This window comes from Sanguibacter suarezii NBRC 16159, from assembly GCF_001552735.1.
Classification (GTDB): domain Bacteria; phylum Actinomycetota; class Actinomycetes; order Actinomycetales; family Cellulomonadaceae; genus Sanguibacter; species Sanguibacter suarezii.
In genome coordinates, this window is record NZ_BCRT01000008.1 from 16,161 (window position 1) to 35,006 (window position 18,846).

The 18,846-nt window shown below is 71.1% G+C and carries 17 protein-coding genes and 1 riboswitch; of the genes, 10 read left to right on the top strand and 7 right to left on the bottom strand.

What is annotated here, in order from left to right; translation table 11 throughout:
- Positions 1–38: 38 nt before the first annotated feature.
- Entirely contained in the window at positions 39–758 is a 720-nt protein-coding gene (locus SS2_RS03675) for a FadR/GntR family transcriptional regulator (RefSeq protein WP_066461198.1), read from the top strand.
- A gap of 229 nt (positions 759–987) precedes the next feature.
- Here SS2_RS03675 and SS2_RS03680 read toward each other — a convergent pair whose 3' ends face one another.
- The 3 genes from SS2_RS03680 to SS2_RS03690 all read right to left on the bottom strand — a co-directional run bounded on the left by SS2_RS03680 (position 988) and on the right by SS2_RS03690 (position 3,009).
- A complete protein-coding gene (locus SS2_RS03680) occupies positions 988–1,302 on the bottom strand; it encodes a DMT family transporter (protein ID WP_066461200.1) in 315 nt (104 codons plus the stop codon).
- Positions 1,303–1,312: 10 nt separating this feature from the next.
- Positions 1,313–1,375, bottom strand: a riboswitch (guanidine-III (ykkC-III) riboswitch).
- A 107-nt stretch (positions 1,376–1,482) separates the two neighbouring features.
- Positions 1,483–1,968, bottom strand: coding sequence for a cupredoxin domain-containing protein (locus tag SS2_RS03685; protein WP_066461202.1), 486 nt, complete (start codon positions 1,966–1,968; stop codon positions 1,483–1,485).
- Positions 1,969–1,977: 9 nt separating this feature from the next.
- Positions 1,978–3,009, bottom strand: coding sequence for a LacI family DNA-binding transcriptional regulator (locus tag SS2_RS03690; protein ID WP_066461204.1), 1,032 nt, complete (start codon positions 3,007–3,009; stop codon positions 1,978–1,980).
- A 170-nt stretch (positions 3,010–3,179) separates the two neighbouring features.
- Between SS2_RS03690 and SS2_RS03695 the strand changes: the two genes are divergently transcribed.
- A complete protein-coding gene (locus SS2_RS03695; protein ID WP_066461206.1) occupies positions 3,180–4,697 on the top strand; it encodes a UxaA family hydrolase in 1,518 nt (505 codons plus the stop codon).
- A 62-nt stretch (positions 4,698–4,759) separates the two neighbouring features.
- Here the strand turns inward: SS2_RS03695 and SS2_RS03700 are convergent, their stop codons facing one another.
- From SS2_RS03700 to uxaC, 3 genes are all read right to left on the bottom strand, one after another.
- A complete protein-coding gene (locus tag SS2_RS03700) occupies positions 4,760–5,143 on the bottom strand; it encodes a TraR/DksA family transcriptional regulator (protein ID WP_066461208.1) in 384 nt (127 codons plus the stop codon).
- A gap of 75 nt (positions 5,144–5,218) precedes the next feature.
- Positions 5,219–6,460: a D-mannonate dehydratase ManD gene (gene manD / locus SS2_RS03705; RefSeq protein ID WP_066461211.1), complete on the bottom strand. Its 1,242-nt coding sequence runs from the start codon at positions 6,458–6,460 to the stop codon at positions 5,219–5,221.
- Positions 6,461–6,488: 28 nt separating this feature from the next.
- Entirely contained in the window at positions 6,489–7,955 is a 1,467-nt protein-coding gene (uxaC, locus tag SS2_RS03710) for a glucuronate isomerase (RefSeq protein WP_066461392.1), read from the bottom strand.
- 337 nt (positions 7,956–8,292) lie between these two features.
- Between uxaC and SS2_RS03715 the strand changes: the two genes are divergently transcribed.
- From SS2_RS03715 to SS2_RS03740, 6 genes are all read left to right on the top strand, one after another.
- The gene (locus SS2_RS03715; RefSeq protein ID WP_066461212.1) at positions 8,293–9,309 is read left to right on the top strand and encodes a LacI family DNA-binding transcriptional regulator; all 1,017 of its coding nucleotides are present in this window, start codon (positions 8,293–8,295) and stop codon (positions 9,307–9,309) included.
- 89 nt (positions 9,310–9,398) lie between these two features.
- The gene (locus SS2_RS03720; protein ID WP_066461213.1) at positions 9,399–10,631 is read left to right on the top strand and encodes an extracellular solute-binding protein; all 1,233 of its coding nucleotides are present in this window, start codon (positions 9,399–9,401) and stop codon (positions 10,629–10,631) included.
- A 12-nt stretch (positions 10,632–10,643) separates the two neighbouring features.
- Positions 10,644–11,780, top strand: coding sequence for an ABC transporter ATP-binding protein (locus SS2_RS03725; protein ID WP_066461214.1), 1,137 nt, complete (start codon positions 10,644–10,646; stop codon positions 11,778–11,780).
- Positions 11,777–12,745 (top strand): ABC transporter permease, encoded by a 969-nt coding sequence (locus SS2_RS03730; protein WP_066461215.1) that lies wholly within the window; start codon positions 11,777–11,779, stop codon positions 12,743–12,745. The genes SS2_RS03725 and SS2_RS03730 overlap by 4 nt, the downstream gene beginning before the upstream one ends.
- Complete coding sequence (locus SS2_RS03735) at positions 12,745–13,683, top strand: ABC transporter permease (RefSeq protein WP_083941695.1); 939 nt, start codon at positions 12,745–12,747, stop codon at positions 13,681–13,683. The genes SS2_RS03730 and SS2_RS03735 overlap by 1 nt, the downstream gene beginning before the upstream one ends.
- A gap of 1 nt (position 13,684) precedes the next feature.
- Positions 13,685–15,286 (top strand): mannitol dehydrogenase family protein, encoded by a 1,602-nt coding sequence (locus SS2_RS03740; RefSeq protein ID WP_083941697.1) that lies wholly within the window; start codon positions 13,685–13,687, stop codon positions 15,284–15,286.
- Positions 15,287–15,322: 36 nt separating this feature from the next.
- On the opposite strand, the gene SS2_RS03745 is transcribed toward SS2_RS03740, so the two are convergent.
- The gene (locus SS2_RS03745; protein WP_066461217.1) at positions 15,323–15,889 is read right to left on the bottom strand and encodes a sugar O-acetyltransferase; all 567 of its coding nucleotides are present in this window, start codon (positions 15,887–15,889) and stop codon (positions 15,323–15,325) included.
- Positions 15,890–16,005: 116 nt separating this feature from the next.
- Between SS2_RS03745 and SS2_RS03750 the strand changes: the two genes are divergently transcribed.
- Both SS2_RS03750 and SS2_RS03755 read left to right on the top strand, forming a co-directional pair.
- Entirely contained in the window at positions 16,006–16,959 is a 954-nt protein-coding gene (locus SS2_RS03750; protein ID WP_066461219.1) for a 5'-3' exonuclease, read from the top strand.
- A 75-nt stretch (positions 16,960–17,034) separates the two neighbouring features.
- A complete protein-coding gene (locus SS2_RS03755) occupies positions 17,035–18,768 on the top strand; it encodes a cation:proton antiporter (protein WP_066461221.1) in 1,734 nt (577 codons plus the stop codon).
- Positions 18,769–18,846: the final 78 nt, after the last annotated feature.

Consider the following 18,846-nt stretch of genomic DNA (forward strand, 5'->3'; position numbering starts at 1 on the left):
TCCGGCTGACGGCGCTAACGCGGCGATACGCTGGCCGGATGCGCACCCATGAAGCTGTTCTCGCCCGCATCGAGGCGGACCTCGCCGCCGGGCGGTGGGCCATCGGAGAGCGGCTCCCGGCCGAGCGTGCCTTCGCCGAAGAGCTCGGCGTCTCGCGCCCCTCGGTCCGCGAGGCCATCCGCGTCCTGGAGGCCATGGGCATCGTGCGCACCGCCGTCGGCTCAGGGCCCGACGCCGGGGCGAGCGTCATCAACCGGCCGGCGGCCGGGCTGGGCTCGGCCATGCGCCTGCACCTCGCCGTGGGCACCTTGCCGGTGCGCGACGTCGTCGAGCTGCGGGTGCTGCTCGAGACGTGGGCGGTGGGCCGGATCGGGGAACGGGTCGGTGAGCGGGGCGGTGAGGACGAGGCGCAGGCCGGCGGGCGGGCACTGGACGCCGCGGAGGTGCTGCTCGACCAGATGGACGACGAGGAGCTCACGCCGCAGGCGTTCCAGGAGCTCGACTCCGCCTTTCACGTCGCGCTGGCTGGGCTGTCGGGGAACCTGCTCGTCGAGGCGGTGATGCTCGGCCTGCGCGGCGCGATCGAGAGCTACGTGCTCGCTGCCACGGCGACGATGCCGGACTGGCCGGCGACCGCTGCCCGTCTGCGCAGCGAGCATCGCACGATCCTCGCGGCGGTCGCTGCGGGGGATTCCGCCGGTGCGCAGGCGGCGGTCGAACGCCACATCGCCGGCTTCGCCCAGGAAGCAGGGCTTTGACACGCACTCCGATGCTGGTGCGCCGCCCCGCGAGCGGGCCCACGCACTCGTGCGCAAACCCGCGAACTCGTGCGTGAGCCCGCGAACTCGTGCGCCAGGGCGGGTGGGTCGCCCGTGCCGGGGCCTGGCGCACGAGCTCGGCGAATGGTTCACGAGCTCGGCGAATGGGTCACGAGCTCGGGGAGCGGGTCACGAGTTCGGCGGGGAGAGGGACGGGGACGGGGGTGGGTCAGTCGATGACCTTGAGGCCGACGACGCAGGCGACGATCCCCAGCAGCAGCAGGATGCGCACGAGCGAGGCGGGCTCGGCGCCGGTGGCCATCGCGTAGGTGACGGTGCCGACCGCGCCGATCCCCACCCAGACGGCGTAGGCCGTCCCGGTGGGCAGGTCGCGCATGGCGTAGGCGAGGCCGGCCATGGAGACCAGCAGCGCGGCGCCGAACACGACGGTCGGTGCGAGCTTGCTCAGGCCTTCGCTGCGGCCGAGCGCGGTGGCCCAGACGGCTTCGAAGACGCCAGAGATGACAAGAATGATCCAGGACATGACAACCCTCCACGCGCCGTCTTGTCGCTGACCGGGTACGGCGCACCTCGTCCGGGGTGCCAGGTGGCTTGGGTTCGGAGCAGGAAACCGGCGAGCCGGTGCGTCTGATCCACCTCCACGGTACCCCATCGGGTGTCGCGCTGGCAGGTCAGCAGGTCAGCAGCTCACGCGCTCAGGACCTCAGGCGTCCGTGACCTCGATGGTCAGCGTCATCCCGGCGGCGCGGTGCCCGCTGACGCTGCACCAGCCGTCGAGGCTCTCGTCGACGACGCCGAGGTCGAGGACGGCGGACTTGTCGCGCGGGAGCAGCTCGGTGGCCAGGTCGTTCTCGAAGACGAGGTCGTGGGGCATGGAGTCGGCGTTCTTGGCCTCGATGATCACGTGGGTGCCGGGCTCGACCTCGATGACCGAGGGCTCGAAGCGCATGTCCTTCATGAGCACGGTCACGGTCACGGTGCCGTCCGAGGCTGTCTCGGCCGTGCCCGGTTCGTCGACCGGGCCGCTGCACGCGCCCAGGGCGGCGAAGACGCCGACGCAGACGGCGAGGCGTCCGCGGGTCGTGGCGTGGCGGGTGGGGACGGGCCTCAGGCGGCGTGGCCGCCCGATCTGGCACAGCCGGTTGGCGGGGTTGAGGTCGCTGCACTGACGGATATCACGGTGAAACACACCCCTACTCTACGGCCGGGGCCGGGTGGCGGGCCCGGTCGAGGCACGGGGCACCAGACGCGAGGGCACAGTCTCGGTCCGCGGCTCCGCCTCCGGGTCGCTCATGCGGGCGAGGAGGAGCTGGGCGGCGAGCCGTCCGAGCTCGTCGGAGCGGCCTTCGATCGTGGTCAGGGCAGGCCGGGCCATCCCCTCGGGCAGGGCGTCGTCGCAGCCGACGACGCTCAGCTCCCCGGGCACGTCCACCCCCCGCTCGGCGCAGCGTGACTGCAGGCCCAGGGCCATGAGGTCGTCGTAGCAGATGACGGCACCGTGGCCGGAGGCCAGGACCTCGTCAGCCACCTGGCGGCCACCGTCGAAGGTGGGGCGGTGAGGGCCCCAGGTGGTGAGCTGGACGGCGTGGGTGCGGGCGGCGTCGTGCAGGGCGCGCTCCTTGGCCTGGCCGGACCAGGAGCCGGCCGGGCCGGCGAGGTAGAGCACGCGGGTGTGCCCGAGGGCAGCGAGGTGCTCCACGGCCCCGGTGAAGCCGGGGGCGACGTCGATGACGGCGCTGTCCAGCCCGTCCAGGCGCCGGTTGGCCAGGACCACCGGGACGCGGGCGGCGAGGGCGAGGATCTCGGAGTCGGGCAGGCGGGAGGAGACCAGGACGAGCCCGTCGGCCTGGCTGGTCATGCGCTGAGCGATGCGCAGCTCGGCGGCGGGGTCCTCGCGGGAGTCGCCGATGAGCACGCCGAGGTCGTGGGTCTGGGCGGCGGACTCGACCGCTGCGAGCAGCGGGGCGAAGAAGGGGTTGGTGACGTCGGGGAGGATGACGCCGAAGTTCGCCGAGCGGCCGGTGACCAGGCCGCGGGCGGTTCGCGAGGGGGTGTACCCGAGCTCGCGGGCGACCTCGCGGACCCGGGCGACGGTCTCGGGGAGCACCCGCTCACCGCTGTTGAGCGCGCGCGAGACGGTCGCGATGGACACGCCTGCGGCGGCTGCGACGTCCTTGATGGTGGCGGCCTTGGACGCGGGGGACGACGGCGGTCCGGGCTGGGAGGCCATCACGTGCTCGATTCCTGGTCGGTGGGGGTGCTGTGCGTCGGCCGCGGCAGGGTGGGGTCGCGGGGGCTGGCGCTGCTGGGGGTCTGTGGAGCCGGTGGGGCTGGTCTCCGTCTCCCGGAAACGCTAGCATGTAAACGTTTCCGCACGCTTCCGCCGATGATCGAGGACCCATGTCCACCGAGCTCGCCCCCACGGATCTCGCCCCCGGCGTCCCCGCCGGAGCCGCCCTCCTGCTGCGCCCCGACGACGACGTCGTGGTGACCATCCGCGACCTGCCCGGCATCCCCCGCGGTCACAAGGTCGCCACGCGGGACCTGCCCGCCGGCACGCAGGTGCGCAAGTACGGCCAGTCGATCGGCGTCGCGACCCGCGACATCGCCGCGGGCGAGCACGTGCACTCCCACAACCTCGGGATGGACCTCGCCGAGCGCGAGCACGAGTTCGCGACCGTGCACCACGAGCTCACCACCCCCGACGGCCCCCGCCCCACCTTCCAGGGCTACCGCCGCGCGAACGGCCGCGTCGGCACCCGCAACTACATCGGCATCCTCACCTCGGTGAACTGCTCGGCGAGCACCGCGAAGATGATCGCCGACCAGTTCCGCGGCCCGGTCCTGGACGCCTTCGACGACGTCGACGGCGTGATGGCGCTCACCCACTCCTCCGGCTGCGGGCTCGTCCCGGTGAGCGAGGGCGCGCAGATGCTCGTGCGCACGCTCAAGGGCTACGCCGAGCACCCCAACTTCGCCGGGATCCTCGTGGTGGGGCTGGGCTGCGAGATGATCGCAGTCGGCTCGCTCATCGACAGCCTCGAGCTGTCCCCGGACACCGTGCTGAAGCACCTGACCATCCAGGAGTCGGGGGGCATTCGCGCCACAGTGCGCCAAGGCGTCGCCGCGATCCGGGAGATGTTGCCCGAGGTGAACAACCACCGCCGGGAGACCTGCGACGTGAGCGAGCTGGTGCTCGGCCTCAACTGTGGAGGGTCCGACGGGTACTCCGGCATCACGGCCAACCCCGCCCTCGGCTTCGCCTCTGACTTGCTCGTCTCCTACGGCGGCGCGTCCGTGCTCGCGGAGACCCCCGAGGTGTTCGGCGCCGAGCACCTGCTCACCCGCCGCGCGGTGACCGAGGAGGTCGGGCGCAAGCTCTTGCGCCGCATCGACTGGTGGCAGAAGTACGCGGCCGACGGCGGCGGCTCCCTCGACAACAACCCCTCGCCCGGGAACAAGGCCGGCGGGCTGACGACCATCCTGGAGAAGTCCCTCGGCGCCGTCGCCAAGGGCGGCCAGGCCGACCTCGTCGCGGTCTACGAGTACGCCGAGCCGATCCTCGCCAAGGGCTTCTCCTTCATGGACACCCCTGGCTACGACCCGGTGTCGGTGACGGGGCTCATCGCCGGCGGCTCGACGATCATCTGCTTCACCACCGGCCGCGGCTCGGTGCTCGGCGCCAAGCCCACGCCGTCGATCAAGCTCGCCACCAACTCCGAGCTCTACGCCCGCCAGGCCGAGGACATCGACATCAACTGCGGGCGGATCGTGGACGGCACGGCGACCGTGGAGGAGGTCGGCCGGGAGATCTTCGCCGAGATCCTCGCGGTGGCCTCGGGGAAGGTGACGGTCTCGGAGGACCTGGACCTCGGTCAGGACGAGTTCATCCCGTGGCAGCTCGGGACGGTGACCTGAGCGGCAGGACCTGAGCGGCAGGACCTGAACGGCAGGGGCTGAGCGGACCGGGACCGGGTCGCTCAGCCGAGCACCGCGGGCCCGTCCTGGGCACAGGCGAGACAGCGGTCCGCGGCCGGGCGAGCGAGCAGGCGCTCGCGGGGGATGGGTGTGCCGCACTGCAGGCAGGTGCCGTAGGTGCCCTGTTCCATCCGCAGCAGCGCGCGGTCCACCTCGACCAGCCGTGCCTCGAGCTCTGAGCGCACCCCTGTGCTGTGCGACCACTGGGAGGACAGGGTCGCGCCCTCGGGGTCGTGCTCGTCGTCGTCGGACTGGGTGCCGCGGGAGTCGCGGACGGTGCGCAGGTCCTCGAGCACCTGCTCGAGGTCGTGGGTGAGCACGCGCTGGCGTTCGAGGAGCGCGGCGGTGAGCTCGGGGTCAGACCCGGCGGTGGGGGAGGTGGTCATGCCTCATCGTCACACGCGTGCCCAGCTCTCGCGTGAGCAGGCTTCGTGGGGATGAGGCACGACCACCGATCCTGCCTACCAGTCGTGCACGGTCCCGTCCCGCAACCGGTTGACCGGCAGGTACGCCGGCGTGTACTCGAACTTCGCGGCCATCTCCTCGTCGAGGTCCACGCCCAGGCCGGGGTTCTCGCCCGGGTGCAGCAACCCGTTCGTGAAGGTGTAGCTGGTGCGGAACACGTCGAGGGTCTCGGCCGAGTGCTGCATGTACTCCTGGATGCCGAAGTTGTGGATGGCCAGGTCGATGTGCAGCGCGGCGGCCATGCCGACGGGGGAAATATCGGTGGGCCCGTGCATGCCGGACTTGATGCCGTAGATCGCGGCGAAGTCCAGCAGCTTCTTCATCCCCGTCACACCGCCGGTGTGCGTGACGGCGGAGCGCACGTAGTCGATGAGGCGCTCGGTGATGAGCGTCTGGTAGTCGTGGACGGAGTTGAACACCTCGCCGATCGCGATGGGCGTCGTGGTGTGCTGACGCACCAGGCGCAGCGCGGCCTGGTCCTCGCCCGGGGTGCAGTCCTCGAGCCAGAACAGGTCGTAGGGCTCGAGGGACTTGCCGAGCTTGGCGGCCTGGATGGGGGTCATGCGGTGGTGGCCGTCGTGCAGCAGCGGCAGCTCAGGACCAAACTCGTTGCGCACGGCCTCGAAGACCGTCGGCACGTGGCGCAGGTAGGCGCGGGTGTCCCAGGCCTCCTCGACCGGCAGCGGCCGCCCGTCCACGACGTTGCGCTTGGCCGGCTCGTAGTCGTAGCGCGCGCCCGGCTTCTGGTCCGAGGCCACCCCGTAGACCTGCCCCAGGCCCGGCACACCGGTCTGGATGCGGATGGCCTGGTAGCCGAGCTCGAGGTGGTTGCGGATGGAGTCGAACAGCGCGGGGATGTCCGAGCCGGAGGCATGGCCGTAGGCCAGTGCCCCGGTCCGCGACGCGCCGCCGAGCAGCTGGTACAGCGGCAGCCCGGCGACCTTGGCCTTGATGTCCCACAGTGCCATGTCGACGGCGGCGATCGCGGCCATGGTGATCGGTCCGCGGCGCCAGTACGCCCCGCGGTACAGGTACTGCCAGGTGTCTTCGATGGTGTGCGCCTCGCGGCCGATGAGCAGCGGGGCGACGTGGTCGGTGAGGTAGCTGGCGACGGCGATCTCGCGCCCGTTGACGGTCGCGTCACCGAGCCCGACGACGCCGTCGGAGGTGGTGATCTTCAGGGTGACGAAGTTCCGTCCGGGGCTGGTGATGACGACGCTGACATCACTGATCAACATGAGACTTCCGATCCAGGAGTGGGTGCGCTCAGGGCGCTGGGTAGGCCGCGAGCGGCAGGTTGTAGGCGAGGTCGACCGCGGTCTCCACGGCTTCGTCGAGGTCGAGGCGGTGCTCGGCGACCAGACGGGCCAGGTAGCCCGCGTCGATCCGGCGCGACAGGTCGTGGCGCGCGGGGATGGAGGCGAAGGCCCGGGTGTCGTCGACGAAGCCGGTGGTGTTGTAGAAGCCGGCGGTCTCGGTCGCGGTGTCCCGGAAGCGGCGCATGCCGTCGGGGGAGTCGAGGAACCACCACGGAGCCCCGAGCTTCATCGCCGGGTACACCCCGGCCATCGGGGCGAGCTCGCGGGAGTAGACCGTCTCGTCGATGGTGAAGACGATGATCCGGAAACCGGGGTGGTGACCGAAGGCCTCGAGCAGCGGGCGCAGCGCCCGGGTGTACTCCACCGCGATGGGGATGTCGTAGCCCTTGTCCGGCCCGAAGGTCGCCAGGGCGGCCTCGTCGTGGTTGCGCAGCACTCCCGGGTGCAGCTGCATGACCAGGCCGTCCTCGGCGGACATCGCGGCCATCTGGAAGAGCATGTGCCCGCTGAAGGCCTGCGCGGCGACCGGGTCCACCGGCCCCCCGCTCAGGGCGAGGTCGAAGATCCGGTTCGCCTCGACGTCGGGCAGCGGGGTGGTGTCGGCGAGCAGGTGGCCGTGGTCGGTGGCCCGCGCGCCGGCTGCGATGAAGGCCTGGCGGCGCTGGCGCAGCGCAGCGAGGAAGCTCGCGTAGGACACGACGTCGATGCCCGACGCCGCGCTGAGCGCCGCGATGTCCGAGGCCCAGCCGGCGCGGTCCAGGTGGAGCAGCGGGTCGGGCCGGAAGGTCGGGACGACCTTGTCGCCCCAGCCCTGGGCGGCGAGGCTCGCGTGGTGGGCGAGGTCGCTGCTGGCCGGGTCGGTCGTGGCGAGGATCTCGATGTTGAAGCGGTCGAAGAGCGCTCGCGGCCGGAAGGCGTCGGTGGTCAGCACGCCGGCCAGGTGGTCGTAGATCGCGTCGGCGGTCTCGGCGCTGGGACGCTGACGCACCCCGAACACCTCGACGAGCTCGTGCTCCATCCAGTACCGGGTGGGTGTGCCGCGGAACAGGTGCCAGTTCTCGCAGAAGGTGCGCCAGATCGCCCGGTGGTCGGTGCGCGGGCTGACCCCGCTCGCGGGGTCGACGGGGGCGACTCCCATGTGCGCGACGCCGTCGGGGCTCGTGCCCTGGGAGACGATCATCCGCACGAGGTAGTGGTCGGGGATGATGAGCAGCTCGGTCGGGTCGCCGAAGAGCGGGTTCTCGTCGAGCAGCTGGGCGTCGACGTGGCCGTGCATCGAGACGATCGGCAGGTCCGTCGTCGCGGCGTAGATCTCCCGCGCGATCGGTCTGGTGACCGGATCGGCGGGCAGTGCCCGGTCCGGGTGCAGCGTCCAGTGCTCCGGGTCGCCGCTCGGGGTCGTGGTGTCGGTGATGGTCTGTGCAGGGCCCGCTGTGGGGAGTCCTGCGACGTGCTGTGCAGTCAAGTCCGCCTCCTCGTTGAAACAGACTGCGATCGTTTGCAGTCCCCATCGTGCCCGGCTCCGCTCGGGAGCGCAAGCCTCAAAATTCGCGGGGGAGCCGGCCCGGCGAGGTCGTCTATAACGAATCTGCATCGACGACTTGACGGAATGCCACAATCGTTTGCAGACTGATCGATGACGACGCAGCGTGGCGTGGTTCACCCCCGGCGATCCCGGAGGCCCAGCCCCTCGGAGGCGTCGACGCCGCGTCCTGGACGCGAACCGCAAAACCGGACGAGGAGGTGGACCCGTGGCAACAGTGCGTGATGTCGCAGCGATGGCAGGAGTCTCGATCTCCACCGTCTCGCGAGCCCTGTCAGCCCCCGACCTCGTCAACGAGGTCACCCGGCAACGAGTGGTCGACGCGGCCCGGGAGCTGGACTACCGCCCCAACCCGGCCGCCCGCGGCCTGCGGGTGGGACGGACGAACAACCTCGGTCTGCTCATCCCCGACCTGGAGAACCCGTTCTTCGCGTCGGTGACCAAGGGCGTGCAGAGCCGTGCTCGCGCGGCCGGCTACGCCGTCTTCGTCGCAGACTCCGACGAGGACCCGGCGCAGGAGATCGAGCTCATCGCGAACCTCGCCACCCAGGTCGACGGCATCATCCTCGCCTCCCCCCGCGCTCCGAGCCCCGACATCCTCGAGGCCGTCGCGGGCAAGACCGTCGTCATGCTCAACCGAGAGATCGGCGACATCCCGTCCCTGACCATCGACAACGCCGACGGGATCCTGCAGGCGGTCACCCACCTGCGGGCCCTGGGGCACCGGACCATCGCCTACGCGAGCGGCCCGGTCCACTCCTGGTCCGGTGAGGAGCGCCGGCGCGGGATGGCCGCGGCCGCCGAGGAGTTCCCCGACCTCACGGTCGTCGAGCTCGGTCACTTCCGTCCCTACTTCTCCGGCGGCTACCCGGCCGCCGACATCGCCGTGGCGAGCGGGGCCACCGCCGTCATCGCCTACAACGACGTGATGGCGCTGGGCATCATCGACCGCCTGCGCCAGCGCGGCGTCTCCGTCCCGGGCGACATGTCCGTCGTGGGATTCGACGACGTCCCTGTCGCCTCCCTCGTCTCACCCGCCCTCACCACGGTCCAGATCCCGCTCGCGGGCATGGGCCGTCGAGGCGTCGACCTCCTGGTCGAGCGCCTGGAGGGGGCGGTCGACGTGACCACCCGATCCGAGGTTCCTGTCGAGCTCATCATCAGGAACTCCTCCTCCGTGCCTGCTGCGGTCCCCGCCGCAGGCGCACCAGCCCACCCGCAGTAACCGCAGTCACCTTCGGTGCGTGGCAACGACGCCGCTCACCACCACGCCTGAGGACATCGGTGTCCCCAGGAAGAGAAAGGTATGTGCAGATGCGCTATCCCCAGCGACTCAAGCTCGCCGCAGGCGTCCTCACCCTCGGGCTCGTGGTCTCCGCGTGCTCGGCGCCCAGCACCAGCTCGGGCAACCCCACCACCACGGCCCCCGGCTCCTCGGCCGCCCCGGCGGGCGTCCCGGAGAAGCCGTCCGCGCCCGTCACGCTGAACATCCTCGACGTGGCTGGCAACCAGAAGCTCACCGCCGGGATGATCGAGGCCTTCGTCGCTGACCACCCCGACGTCATCTCCGCGGTCACGTGGGAGAGCGGTGGCGCCCCGGACCTCGTGGGCACCATCAAGCCCCAGGTCGACAGCGGCAACCTGCAGATCGACCTCGTCCTGACCGGGACCGACGGGCTCTCCGCCGGCATCGGGCAGGACCTGTGGATCCCGCTCGTCGACGAGTTCGGCGACCGGATCGACAACCAGGCGAACTACATGGAGCCCGCCGCGAAGATGCAGGAGCTCGCCGAGGGCTTCGGCGCCGTCGTGACGTACTACCCCTCCGGTCCGCTGCTGCAGTACAACCCGGAGGCCGTGACCGACGTCCCGACCAGCCCCGAGGAGCTGCTCGCCTGGGCCAAGGCCAACCCCGGCAAGTTCGGCTACGCCCGTCCGGCCAACTCCGGACCCGGCCGCACCTTCCTGCAGGGCCTGCCGTACATGCTCGGCGACACCGACCCGAGCGACCCGGTCGACGGCTGGGACAAGACCTGGGCCTACCTCAAGGAGCTCAACGAGTACGTCGACACGTACCCGACCGGCACCGGTCAGGTCATCACGAACATCTCTGACGGCACGTGGAGCATGATCCCGACGACGACCGGCTGGGAGATCGAGCCGCGCGCGGACGGACGCGCCCCCAACACCCTGGAGGCCGCGGCCTTCGACGACTTCACCTGGGTCACCGACGCGCACTACGCCGCGATCCCCAAGGGGCAGTCGGACGACAAGACCGCGGCGATCCTGCTGCTCCTGCAGTACATGCTCACCCCCGAGGTCAACGCGATGGCCTACGACCACGGCTACTTCTACCCCGGCCCGGCCATCGAGGGCGCGACCCTGGACCTCGCTCCGCAGGCCAGCCAGGACGTCATCGCCGAGTTCGGTCGTGACTGGTACGACGCACTCATCGAGGAGAAGCCGAAGGCGACCCCGCTCACCGCGGAGCAGCTCGTCATCGCCTTCGACACCTGGGACCGCGAAATCGGCGCTGGAAAGTACTGAGAGGCACATCTGATGGCAATCACGGCTAGCGCGTTCGAGTCCCTCGAACTGACAGACGTCGGACGCAGCTTCGGAGGGCATGACGCGCTCGTCGGCCTCAACCTGACGATCCGAGCAGGGGAGTTCATCGCTCTGCTCGGGCCGTCGGGCTGCGGGAAGTCCACAGCGCTGAACTGCCTCGCCGGGCTGCTCCCGCTCACTCACGGGACGATCAGCATCGACGGCAAGCGGGTGGACACCCTGCCCTCGGAGAAGCGCGGATTCGGCATGGTGTTCCAGAACTACGCGCTCTTCCCGCACCTGAGCGTGGAGAAGAACGTGGCCTTCGGGCTGCAGATGCAGGGCACCCCCAAGGCGGAGATGAAGTCTCGCGTCGCCGAGGCGATTGCCCTGGTCAAGCTGGAGCAGCACGCCAAGAAGCTGCCCGGGCAGCTCTCCGGCGGACAGCAGCAGCGTGTGGCCATCGCCCGTGCGGTGGTGCTGCAGCCCCGGCTGGTCCTCATGGACGAGCCGCTGTCCAACCTCGACGCCAAGCTCCGCCTGGACATGCGCACCGAGATCCGGCGCCTGCACCAGTCGCTCGGGCTGACCACCTTCTACGTCACCCACGACCAGGAGGAGGCGCTCTCGCTCGCCGACCGCCTCGTGGTGCTGCGCGAGGGCAGGGTCCAGCAGATCGGCACCCCCGCCGAGCTGCACGACAAGCCCGCCAACTGGCACGTCGCCGACTTCATGGGCTACCGCAACCTCATCGACCTCACCGTCGAGACGGTCACGGGCCAGGACGTGCGGATCAGCGGGGCCGGGTTCTCCCTCAACGGCCTGGCCGCCCAGCCGGTGAGCCAGGGCGAGGCCGTGCGCCTGGCCATCCGCCCCGAGGACCTCACGGTCGTCGAGCCGGGCGGGGCGGTGCGGGACGGCAACACCATCGACGCCACCGTCGCTGTCGTGGAGTACCAGGGGCGGGAGTTCGCCGTCGGCGTCCAGACCGCCGGCGGGCAGACCCTCCACGTCCGCTCCGCGCACGCTCCCCAGATCGGGGACCAGGTGACGCTCACGGCGTCGGCCTCCCGGGCGCTGGTGTACCGCTCGAACCTCGACGAGGACGCGAGCGGGTCGGTGCCCGAGCTCGCCGCGGTGCGAGCATGAGCACCGCGGTGGACTCCCGGCGCCCCACGGGTGACCCGGCAGGGTCGCCGCGCGGCGCGCAGCGCAAGAGCTCGGCGAGCCTGCGTCACCGGCTCGCCGAACGAGGCATCGACACCGGCCTGCTCATGCTCGTGCCGGCCGCGGTGTTCCTCATCGCCCTGTTCGTCTACCCCTTCACCTACGGCATCGGCCTGACCTTCCAGCCGTCGGTGCTCCAGCAGGAGAAGTGGGGCGGGGGGATCTTCGCCAACTACGTGGCGTTCTTCAAGGACCCCTTCATCTTCGACTCCATCTGGCTGACCATGCGTCTGGCGCTGCCGGCCGCGCTGTTCAATGTGCTGGTCTCGATCCCGGTGGCCTTCAAGCTGCGGGGGAAGTTCCGGGGCAAGCGCTTCATGACGACGCTGCTCGTCCTGCCGATCACCCTGGGCACCGTGCTCACCGCGCAGGGCCTGCTGATCTTCGCCGGCCGCCAGGGGTGGCTCAACCGCTTCCTCATGGGCGCCGGGATCATCGACGAGCCGCTCCAGCTCGTCAACAACTACATCGGCGTGCTGTTCTCGCTGATCATCACCGGGTTCCCCTTCGCCTTCCTGCTCATCTCCTCCTACCTGTCGGGGATCGACCCGTCGCTGGAGGCCGCCGCCAGGACTCTCGGGGCGGACTGGAAGCAGCGGTTCCGCCGCATCATCCTGCCGCTGCTGGCGCCGGGGCTGGCGACGACGTTCATCCTCACCTTCGTGCTGGCGTTCTCGGTCTTCCCGTCTGCCCGGCTCGTCGGTGACGCGATGGGGTCCACCCGAGTCATGTCGCTCATGGCCTTCCGAGCCTTCGGAGAGCAGAACGACTACCCGATGGCCTCGACCATCGCGATCATGATGGGCGTCGTCGAGCTCGCCGTGATCGCTCTTGTGCTGCTGTGGAGGTCCTTCCTCTACAAGGGATCGACTGGAGGCAAGGGCTGATGGCTACCGACCTGATCGTGCAGGACCCGTCCGCGGACGCCTCCGCACCCCAGACCGGCCGGGTGCGCAGACGCGCCGCCGGCACCAGCCGGGCACCGGGGGACAAGGCCCTGGTCGCTGCGCCCAGCACGTGGTTCGTGTGGGCCGGCATGGCTGCCTTCCTCGTCTTCCTGCTGGGGATCCTCAGCTCGGTGATCGTGGACTCCTTCGGCAAGTCCTGGTTCGCCTCGTGGCTGCCGGAGAGCTTCACCACCGAGTGGTACTCCAAGTCCTGGGAACGGTTCGACCTCACCCACGTCATCGGCGTGACCCTCGTGGTGGCGGTGTCCGTCGTCGTGCTCTCCGTGCTCATCGGGGTGCCGGCGGCCTACCTCCTCGCCCGGCGGGACTTCCCCGGCAAGAAGCTGCTCAGCCTGCTGTTCCTGCTGCCGATCCTCATGCCGCCGATCACCTTCGGCATCCCGCTGGCCACGGTCATGTACAACGTGGGCCTGGGGCGGACGCTGTGGGCGGTCATCCTCGTCAACCTCGTGCCGTCGGTGCCCTTCGTCATCATGACGATGACGCCGTTCATCGAGCAGATCAACCCCTCGATCGAGAACGCCGCCCGGATGTGCGGGGCGAGCATGCGCCAGGTCTTCACCAAGGTCCTCGCGCCGCTGCTGGTCCCTGGCATCCTCGCGGCCGCGATCCTCGTGCTGGTCCGCACGGTGGGCATGTTCGAGCTGACCTTCCTGGTCTCCGGCCCGACGTCGGACACCCTCGTGGTGGCGATCTACCGCGCCATGACCAGCGCAGGTGGCGGCGAGGCCCGCCAGCTCGTCTCGGCCATGGCCGTCATGTACACCACGACGATGATGGTCATCCTCATCGTGGCTCTGCGCTTCGTGAACCCGACGCAGCTCGTCGCTCGCGTCAAAGACTCCCGAGAGGACTGATGTGACTACCGCACGCCTGAGCCTGGCCACCCTCGACGAGGCGACCTCCCGGCCCGCGGTCCGCGGGCCGGCCGTCGATCCCACCGCTGTGAGCGTGGGGATCGTGCACCTGGGGATCGGCGCCTTCCATCGGGCCCACCAGGCGGTCTTCACCGAGGACGCCGCGGCGGCCACGGGGGAGACCGGCTGGGGGATCCTCGGGGTGACCCAGCGCTCGGCCGCGGTGGTCGACCAGCTCGCCCCGCAGGACGGGCTCTACGGGGTGCTCACCAAGGCCGCCGACTCCGCCTCGCTGCGGATCATCGGGTCGCTGCGCGGCGTCGCCTACCCGGGGACGGACACCCCCCAGGTCCTGGCGGCGCTCGCGGCACCGAGCACCCACGTGGTCACCCTGACCGTGACCGAGAAGGGGTACCGGGCCGGCGCGGACGGCGCCCTCGACCTGTCCGACGACGACGTCCGCGCCGACCTGGCGGCTCTCGTCGCGCAGATGGGCTGGTCCGGCGCGGTCGCCGCGGGCGACGTGGCCGCGGTGCTGGCGGGCGGGGTGGACCCGGCACGCTCGCCGATCGGTCTGCTGGTGCGCGGACTGGCCCTGCGCCAGCTCGGCGGCGGCACCCCGATCACGGTCATGACCTGCGACAACATGGTGGACAACGGGCGCGTGGTGCGTGCGCTGGTGCACCAGTTCGTCGAGGCCGGCGCGGCGCTCAGCGCCCAGGGGGAGGCGCCCGACGAGGGCGAGGAGCCGTGGGAGGAGCGGTGGGCCGAGCTGCGCACCTGGCTCGCCGCGTCGGTCACCTTCCCCTGCACCATGGTCGACCGGATCGTCCCGGCCACGACCGAGGCCGACCGCGCCGAGGCGACGGCCCTGACCGGGCTGCGCGACGACGGGCTCGTCGTGGCGGAGCCGTTCACGCAGTGGGTCATCGAGGACTCCTTCGCCGGTCCGCGCCCCGCCTGGGAGCGCGTCGGTGCGACGCTGACCGACGACGTCGCGCCGTACGAGCAGGCCAAGCTGCGGATGCTCAACGGGACCCACTCGCTGCTCGCCTACCTCGGCGCCCTCACCGGGCACCGGCTCATCGCCGACGCGACGCTCGACCCCGAGCTCGAGGCTGCCGCCCGCGAGCTGCTCTTCGACGACGTCATCCCCACCCTCGTCGCGCCGTCAGGTGTGGACCTGGCGGAGTACGCGGAGTCGCTCATCGAGCGGTTCGCGAACCCCGCGACCGGGCACACGACCATCCAGGTCGCCATGGACGGGTCGAAGAAGCTGCCCTTCCGGCTCCTGGGGACGGTCGCCGACCGGCTCGCGGCGGGCGCCGTCCCCGAGGGGGCCGCGCGGGCTGTCGCCGCGTGGATGGTGTTCGTCGCCCGTGGCCAGACCTTCGACGGTGCGCCGCTGGTGCTGGACGACCCGCTCGCCACCGAGCTGCGCCAGGCCGCGACCGGTCCCGAGGACGGGCTCGTCGCGCGGATGCTCACCCTCCGGCAGGTGTTCCCCGAGACGGTCGCCCAGCACGCGGGGTTCCGGGCCGCGACCGAGCGGCACGTCACGGACCTGCTGGGGCGCTTCGACCGGGTGGGCGCTCGCGTGTGAGCCCCGGGCCGGCGCGGTGCGGTCAGCGCGGTGCGGTCAGACCGCGGAGCGGACCACCCGCGCCGGCGAGCCGACCACGACCGCGCCGGCCGGCACGTCCTTGGTGACCACCGACGCCGCACCGACGACGGCGTCGTCACCGATGGTCACCCCCGGCAGGACAGTGACGTTCGCGCCGAGCCAGACGTTGGAGCCGATGACGACGGGAGCGGGGTGCATGTCGCCCCGGTGCGCCGGGTCGAGAGCGTGGTTGAGCGTGGCCAGGACGACGTTGTGCCCGATGAGGCAGTCGTCGCCGATGACGATGCCGCCCTGGTCCTGGAAGCGGCACCCCGAGTTGATGAAGACGCGCTCGCCGATCCTGATGTTCTTGCCGAAGTCGGCCTGGAACGGCGGGAAGACCGTCACGGAGTCCTCGACCGGGCGACCGGTGAGCTCTGCCAGCAGCTCGCGCACCCGGGCGGGCTCGTGGTAGCTCCCGTTGAGCTCGGCGCAGGTCCGCAGCGCCTGCTGGCTGACCTCGTGCATGACGGCGTGCAGCGGGGAGGCCGCGGTGATCGTGGTGCCGGCGTCGAGGTCGGCGAGGAGGTCGTCGAGGGTCATGAAGGGGCTCGCTCTCGCTGGGATGTGGGTCCCGGCCATCCTCCCAGACACCCTCGACGGCAGGCTGGTCGCCGCCGCCAGGTGCCCCGCACGGACCGCTGCCCTACGGTGACGTCATGACGGACCGGGCCCCTCTCCTCCTGCTGGACACCGCCTCGCTCTACTTCCGCGCCTTCTACGGTGTGCCGAGCACGGTCACCGCCCCCGACGGCAACCCCGTCAATGCGGTCCGCGGGCTGCTGGACATGATCGCCCGCCTCGTCACCGACCGCCGGCCCGCGCGCCTGGTGGCCTGCTGGGACGACGACTGGCGCCCGACCTTCCGGGTCGAGGCCATCCCCACGTACAAGGCCCACCGGGTCGCCGAGGTGCGCCCGGACGGTGAGCAGGTCGAAGAGGTCCCCGACCTGCTCTCCCCGCAGGTCCCGATCATCGCCGACGTGCTCGCCGCCCTCGGCGTCGCCCGCGTCGGCGCGCCCGGCTACGAGGCCGACGACGTCATCGGCACCCTCGTCGCCCGGGAGCGCGCCCGGGCCGAGACGGACCGCTCGCCCATCGACGTCGTCACCGGTGACCGCGACATGTTCCAGCTCGTCGACGACGCCGCACAGGTCCGCGTGCTCTACACCCAGCGCGGCATCGCGAACCTTGAGGTGGTCGACCAGGCGCGCCTTGCCGAGAAGTACGCGGTCGCCTCGGGGCAGGCCTACGCAGACATGGCTGTGCTGCGCGGCGACGCCAGCGACGGGCTCCCGGGTGTGCCCGGGATCGGGGAGAAGACCGCCGCGGCGCTCATCGCCCGCTACGGCGACCTCGCGGGCGTCCTGGCCGCGCGCGACTCCGGCGACACGGGGATGACCGCCGGCCAGCGCACGCGTCTGCTCGAGGCGGCGGCCTACCTCGACGTCGCCCCCGCCGTCGTGCGGGTGGCCCCGGACGCACCCGTCGGGGACGTCCACGACGCGCTGCCCGCCGCACCGGCCGACCCTGAGGCGCTCGGTGCGCTCGCCGAGCGATGGGGGCTGGCCTCGAGCGTGCGCCGGGTGCTGGCGGCCCTGGAGCGCGACTGACGGGTCAGGCAGGGCAACGCCCGTCCGCTGCGCCGAGCCGGTGGCAGCGCGGCCGGTGAGGTCTAGGGTGAGCGGATGGAGTACGCGGTCCTCGGTGTGGTCGGCATCCTCGTCGTCGTCGCAGTCTCGGCCTTTGCCTCGCGGCTCGCTGTCGCAGCCCCGTTGATCCTCGTGGTGGTCGGGATCGTCGCCAGCTTTGTCCCGGGCGTCCCGGACTTCGAGTTCCCGCCCGAGCTCATCCTGGCCGCCGTGCTCCCGCCGATCCTGTACTCCAACGCGGTCACCGTGCCGCTCGTGGACTTCCGCCGCAACCTCAAGGCGATCACCGGGTTGTCGGTCGTGCTGGTGCTCATCTCCGCCCTGGCCAGCGGTGCGCTGCTGTACTGGCTGCTCCCTGACCTGTCGCTGCCCGCCGCGATCGCGCTGGGCGCGGTCATCAGCCCGCCCGACGCCGTGGCGGCGACGTCGATCGGCAAGCGCCTGGGCCTGCCGCCGCGGCTGGTGACGTTGCTCGAGGGGGAGGGGCTGGTCAACGACGCCTCCGCCCTGGTGCTGCTGCGCTCAGCGGTCGCGGTCGCTGCCGCGACGACCGAGTTCCGACTGTGGGAGGTGGCTGCGGACTTCGCCTACGCGGTGGTCGCGGCGATCGCCATCGGGCTGGTCGTCGGGTACGTGACGGTCTGGGCGCGCTCGCGGCTCAACGACGCGGTGCTCACCACGACCATCTCCTTCGCGGTGCCCTTCGTGGCCTTCATCCCCGCGGAGGAGGTCCGCGCCTCGGGGGTGCTCGCCGTCGTGGTGGCCGGGCTCTACACCGGGCACCGCAGCGCAGTGATGTTCTCCGCCCAGGACCGGATCAGCGAGCGCACCAACTGGCGCACCGCGCAGTTCGTGCTGGAGAACGGCGTCTTCCTGCTCATGGGCATCGAGCTCAAGGCTCTCGTGCAGGAGGTGCAGGAGGCGAACCTCGGGGTGTGGCACGCGGTCTGGGTGGGGCTGCTCGCGACGGTGCTGCTCGTGCTGGTTCGTGGCGCCTTCGTGGTGCCGCTCATCGCCATGCTGCGCCGGGACCAGCGCCGCGCCGAGCAGGTCACCCCCTACCTGGACAGCGCCCTGGAACGCCTCGACGTCATCGACGAGCGTGAGGACAGTGCGAGCGACCGATCGACGCGGGCTCGCCGCTTCCTGTCCCGCAAACGGGCCGATGCGGAGTTCCTCACCTCCGAAGGTCTGGGGTGGCGCGGTGGGGTGGTCCTGGCGTGGTCGGGGATGCGCGGTGTGGTGACCCTCGCCGCTGCGCAGTCGCTGCCGAGCGACATCCCCTACCGCTCCGAGCTCATCCTCGTCGCCTTCACCGTCGCGATCGTCACGCTGCTCGGTCAGGGGCTCACCCTGCCGTGGGTCATCCGCAAGCTCGGCGTGGTCGGGTCGGACCGCGCGGCGGACCGTGCGGAGCTGGCGAACCTCTACCAGGAGATCGCCACGGTGGGGCTGGCTGCGCTGGACAACCCCGAGCTGCGCCGCGAGGACGGGGAGCTCTTCGACCCCGAGGTGGTGGAGCGGGTGCGTGAGGACAGCGTGATGATGGGCGAGGCCGTCATCGAGCGCAGCGCCGACGACGACCGACGCCGTCCGCACGAGCAGCGCCGCGAGCTGCGGCTGCGGGTGCTGCAGGCCGAACGGGCCGCCTTCCTCGACGCACGGGCGACGGGCAGCTACAGCTCGCGGATCCTCGATCGAGCCCAGCGCATGCTCGACCTGGAGGAGTCCCGCCTCATGCAGCTCGACGGGGAGCACGACCAGCACTGACCGTGACCTGAGCACCGGCCGGTCCCGCACCCAGGGCCGTGACCAGCGCGTCGACCCGGATGCTTGCGTGCTTGCGCA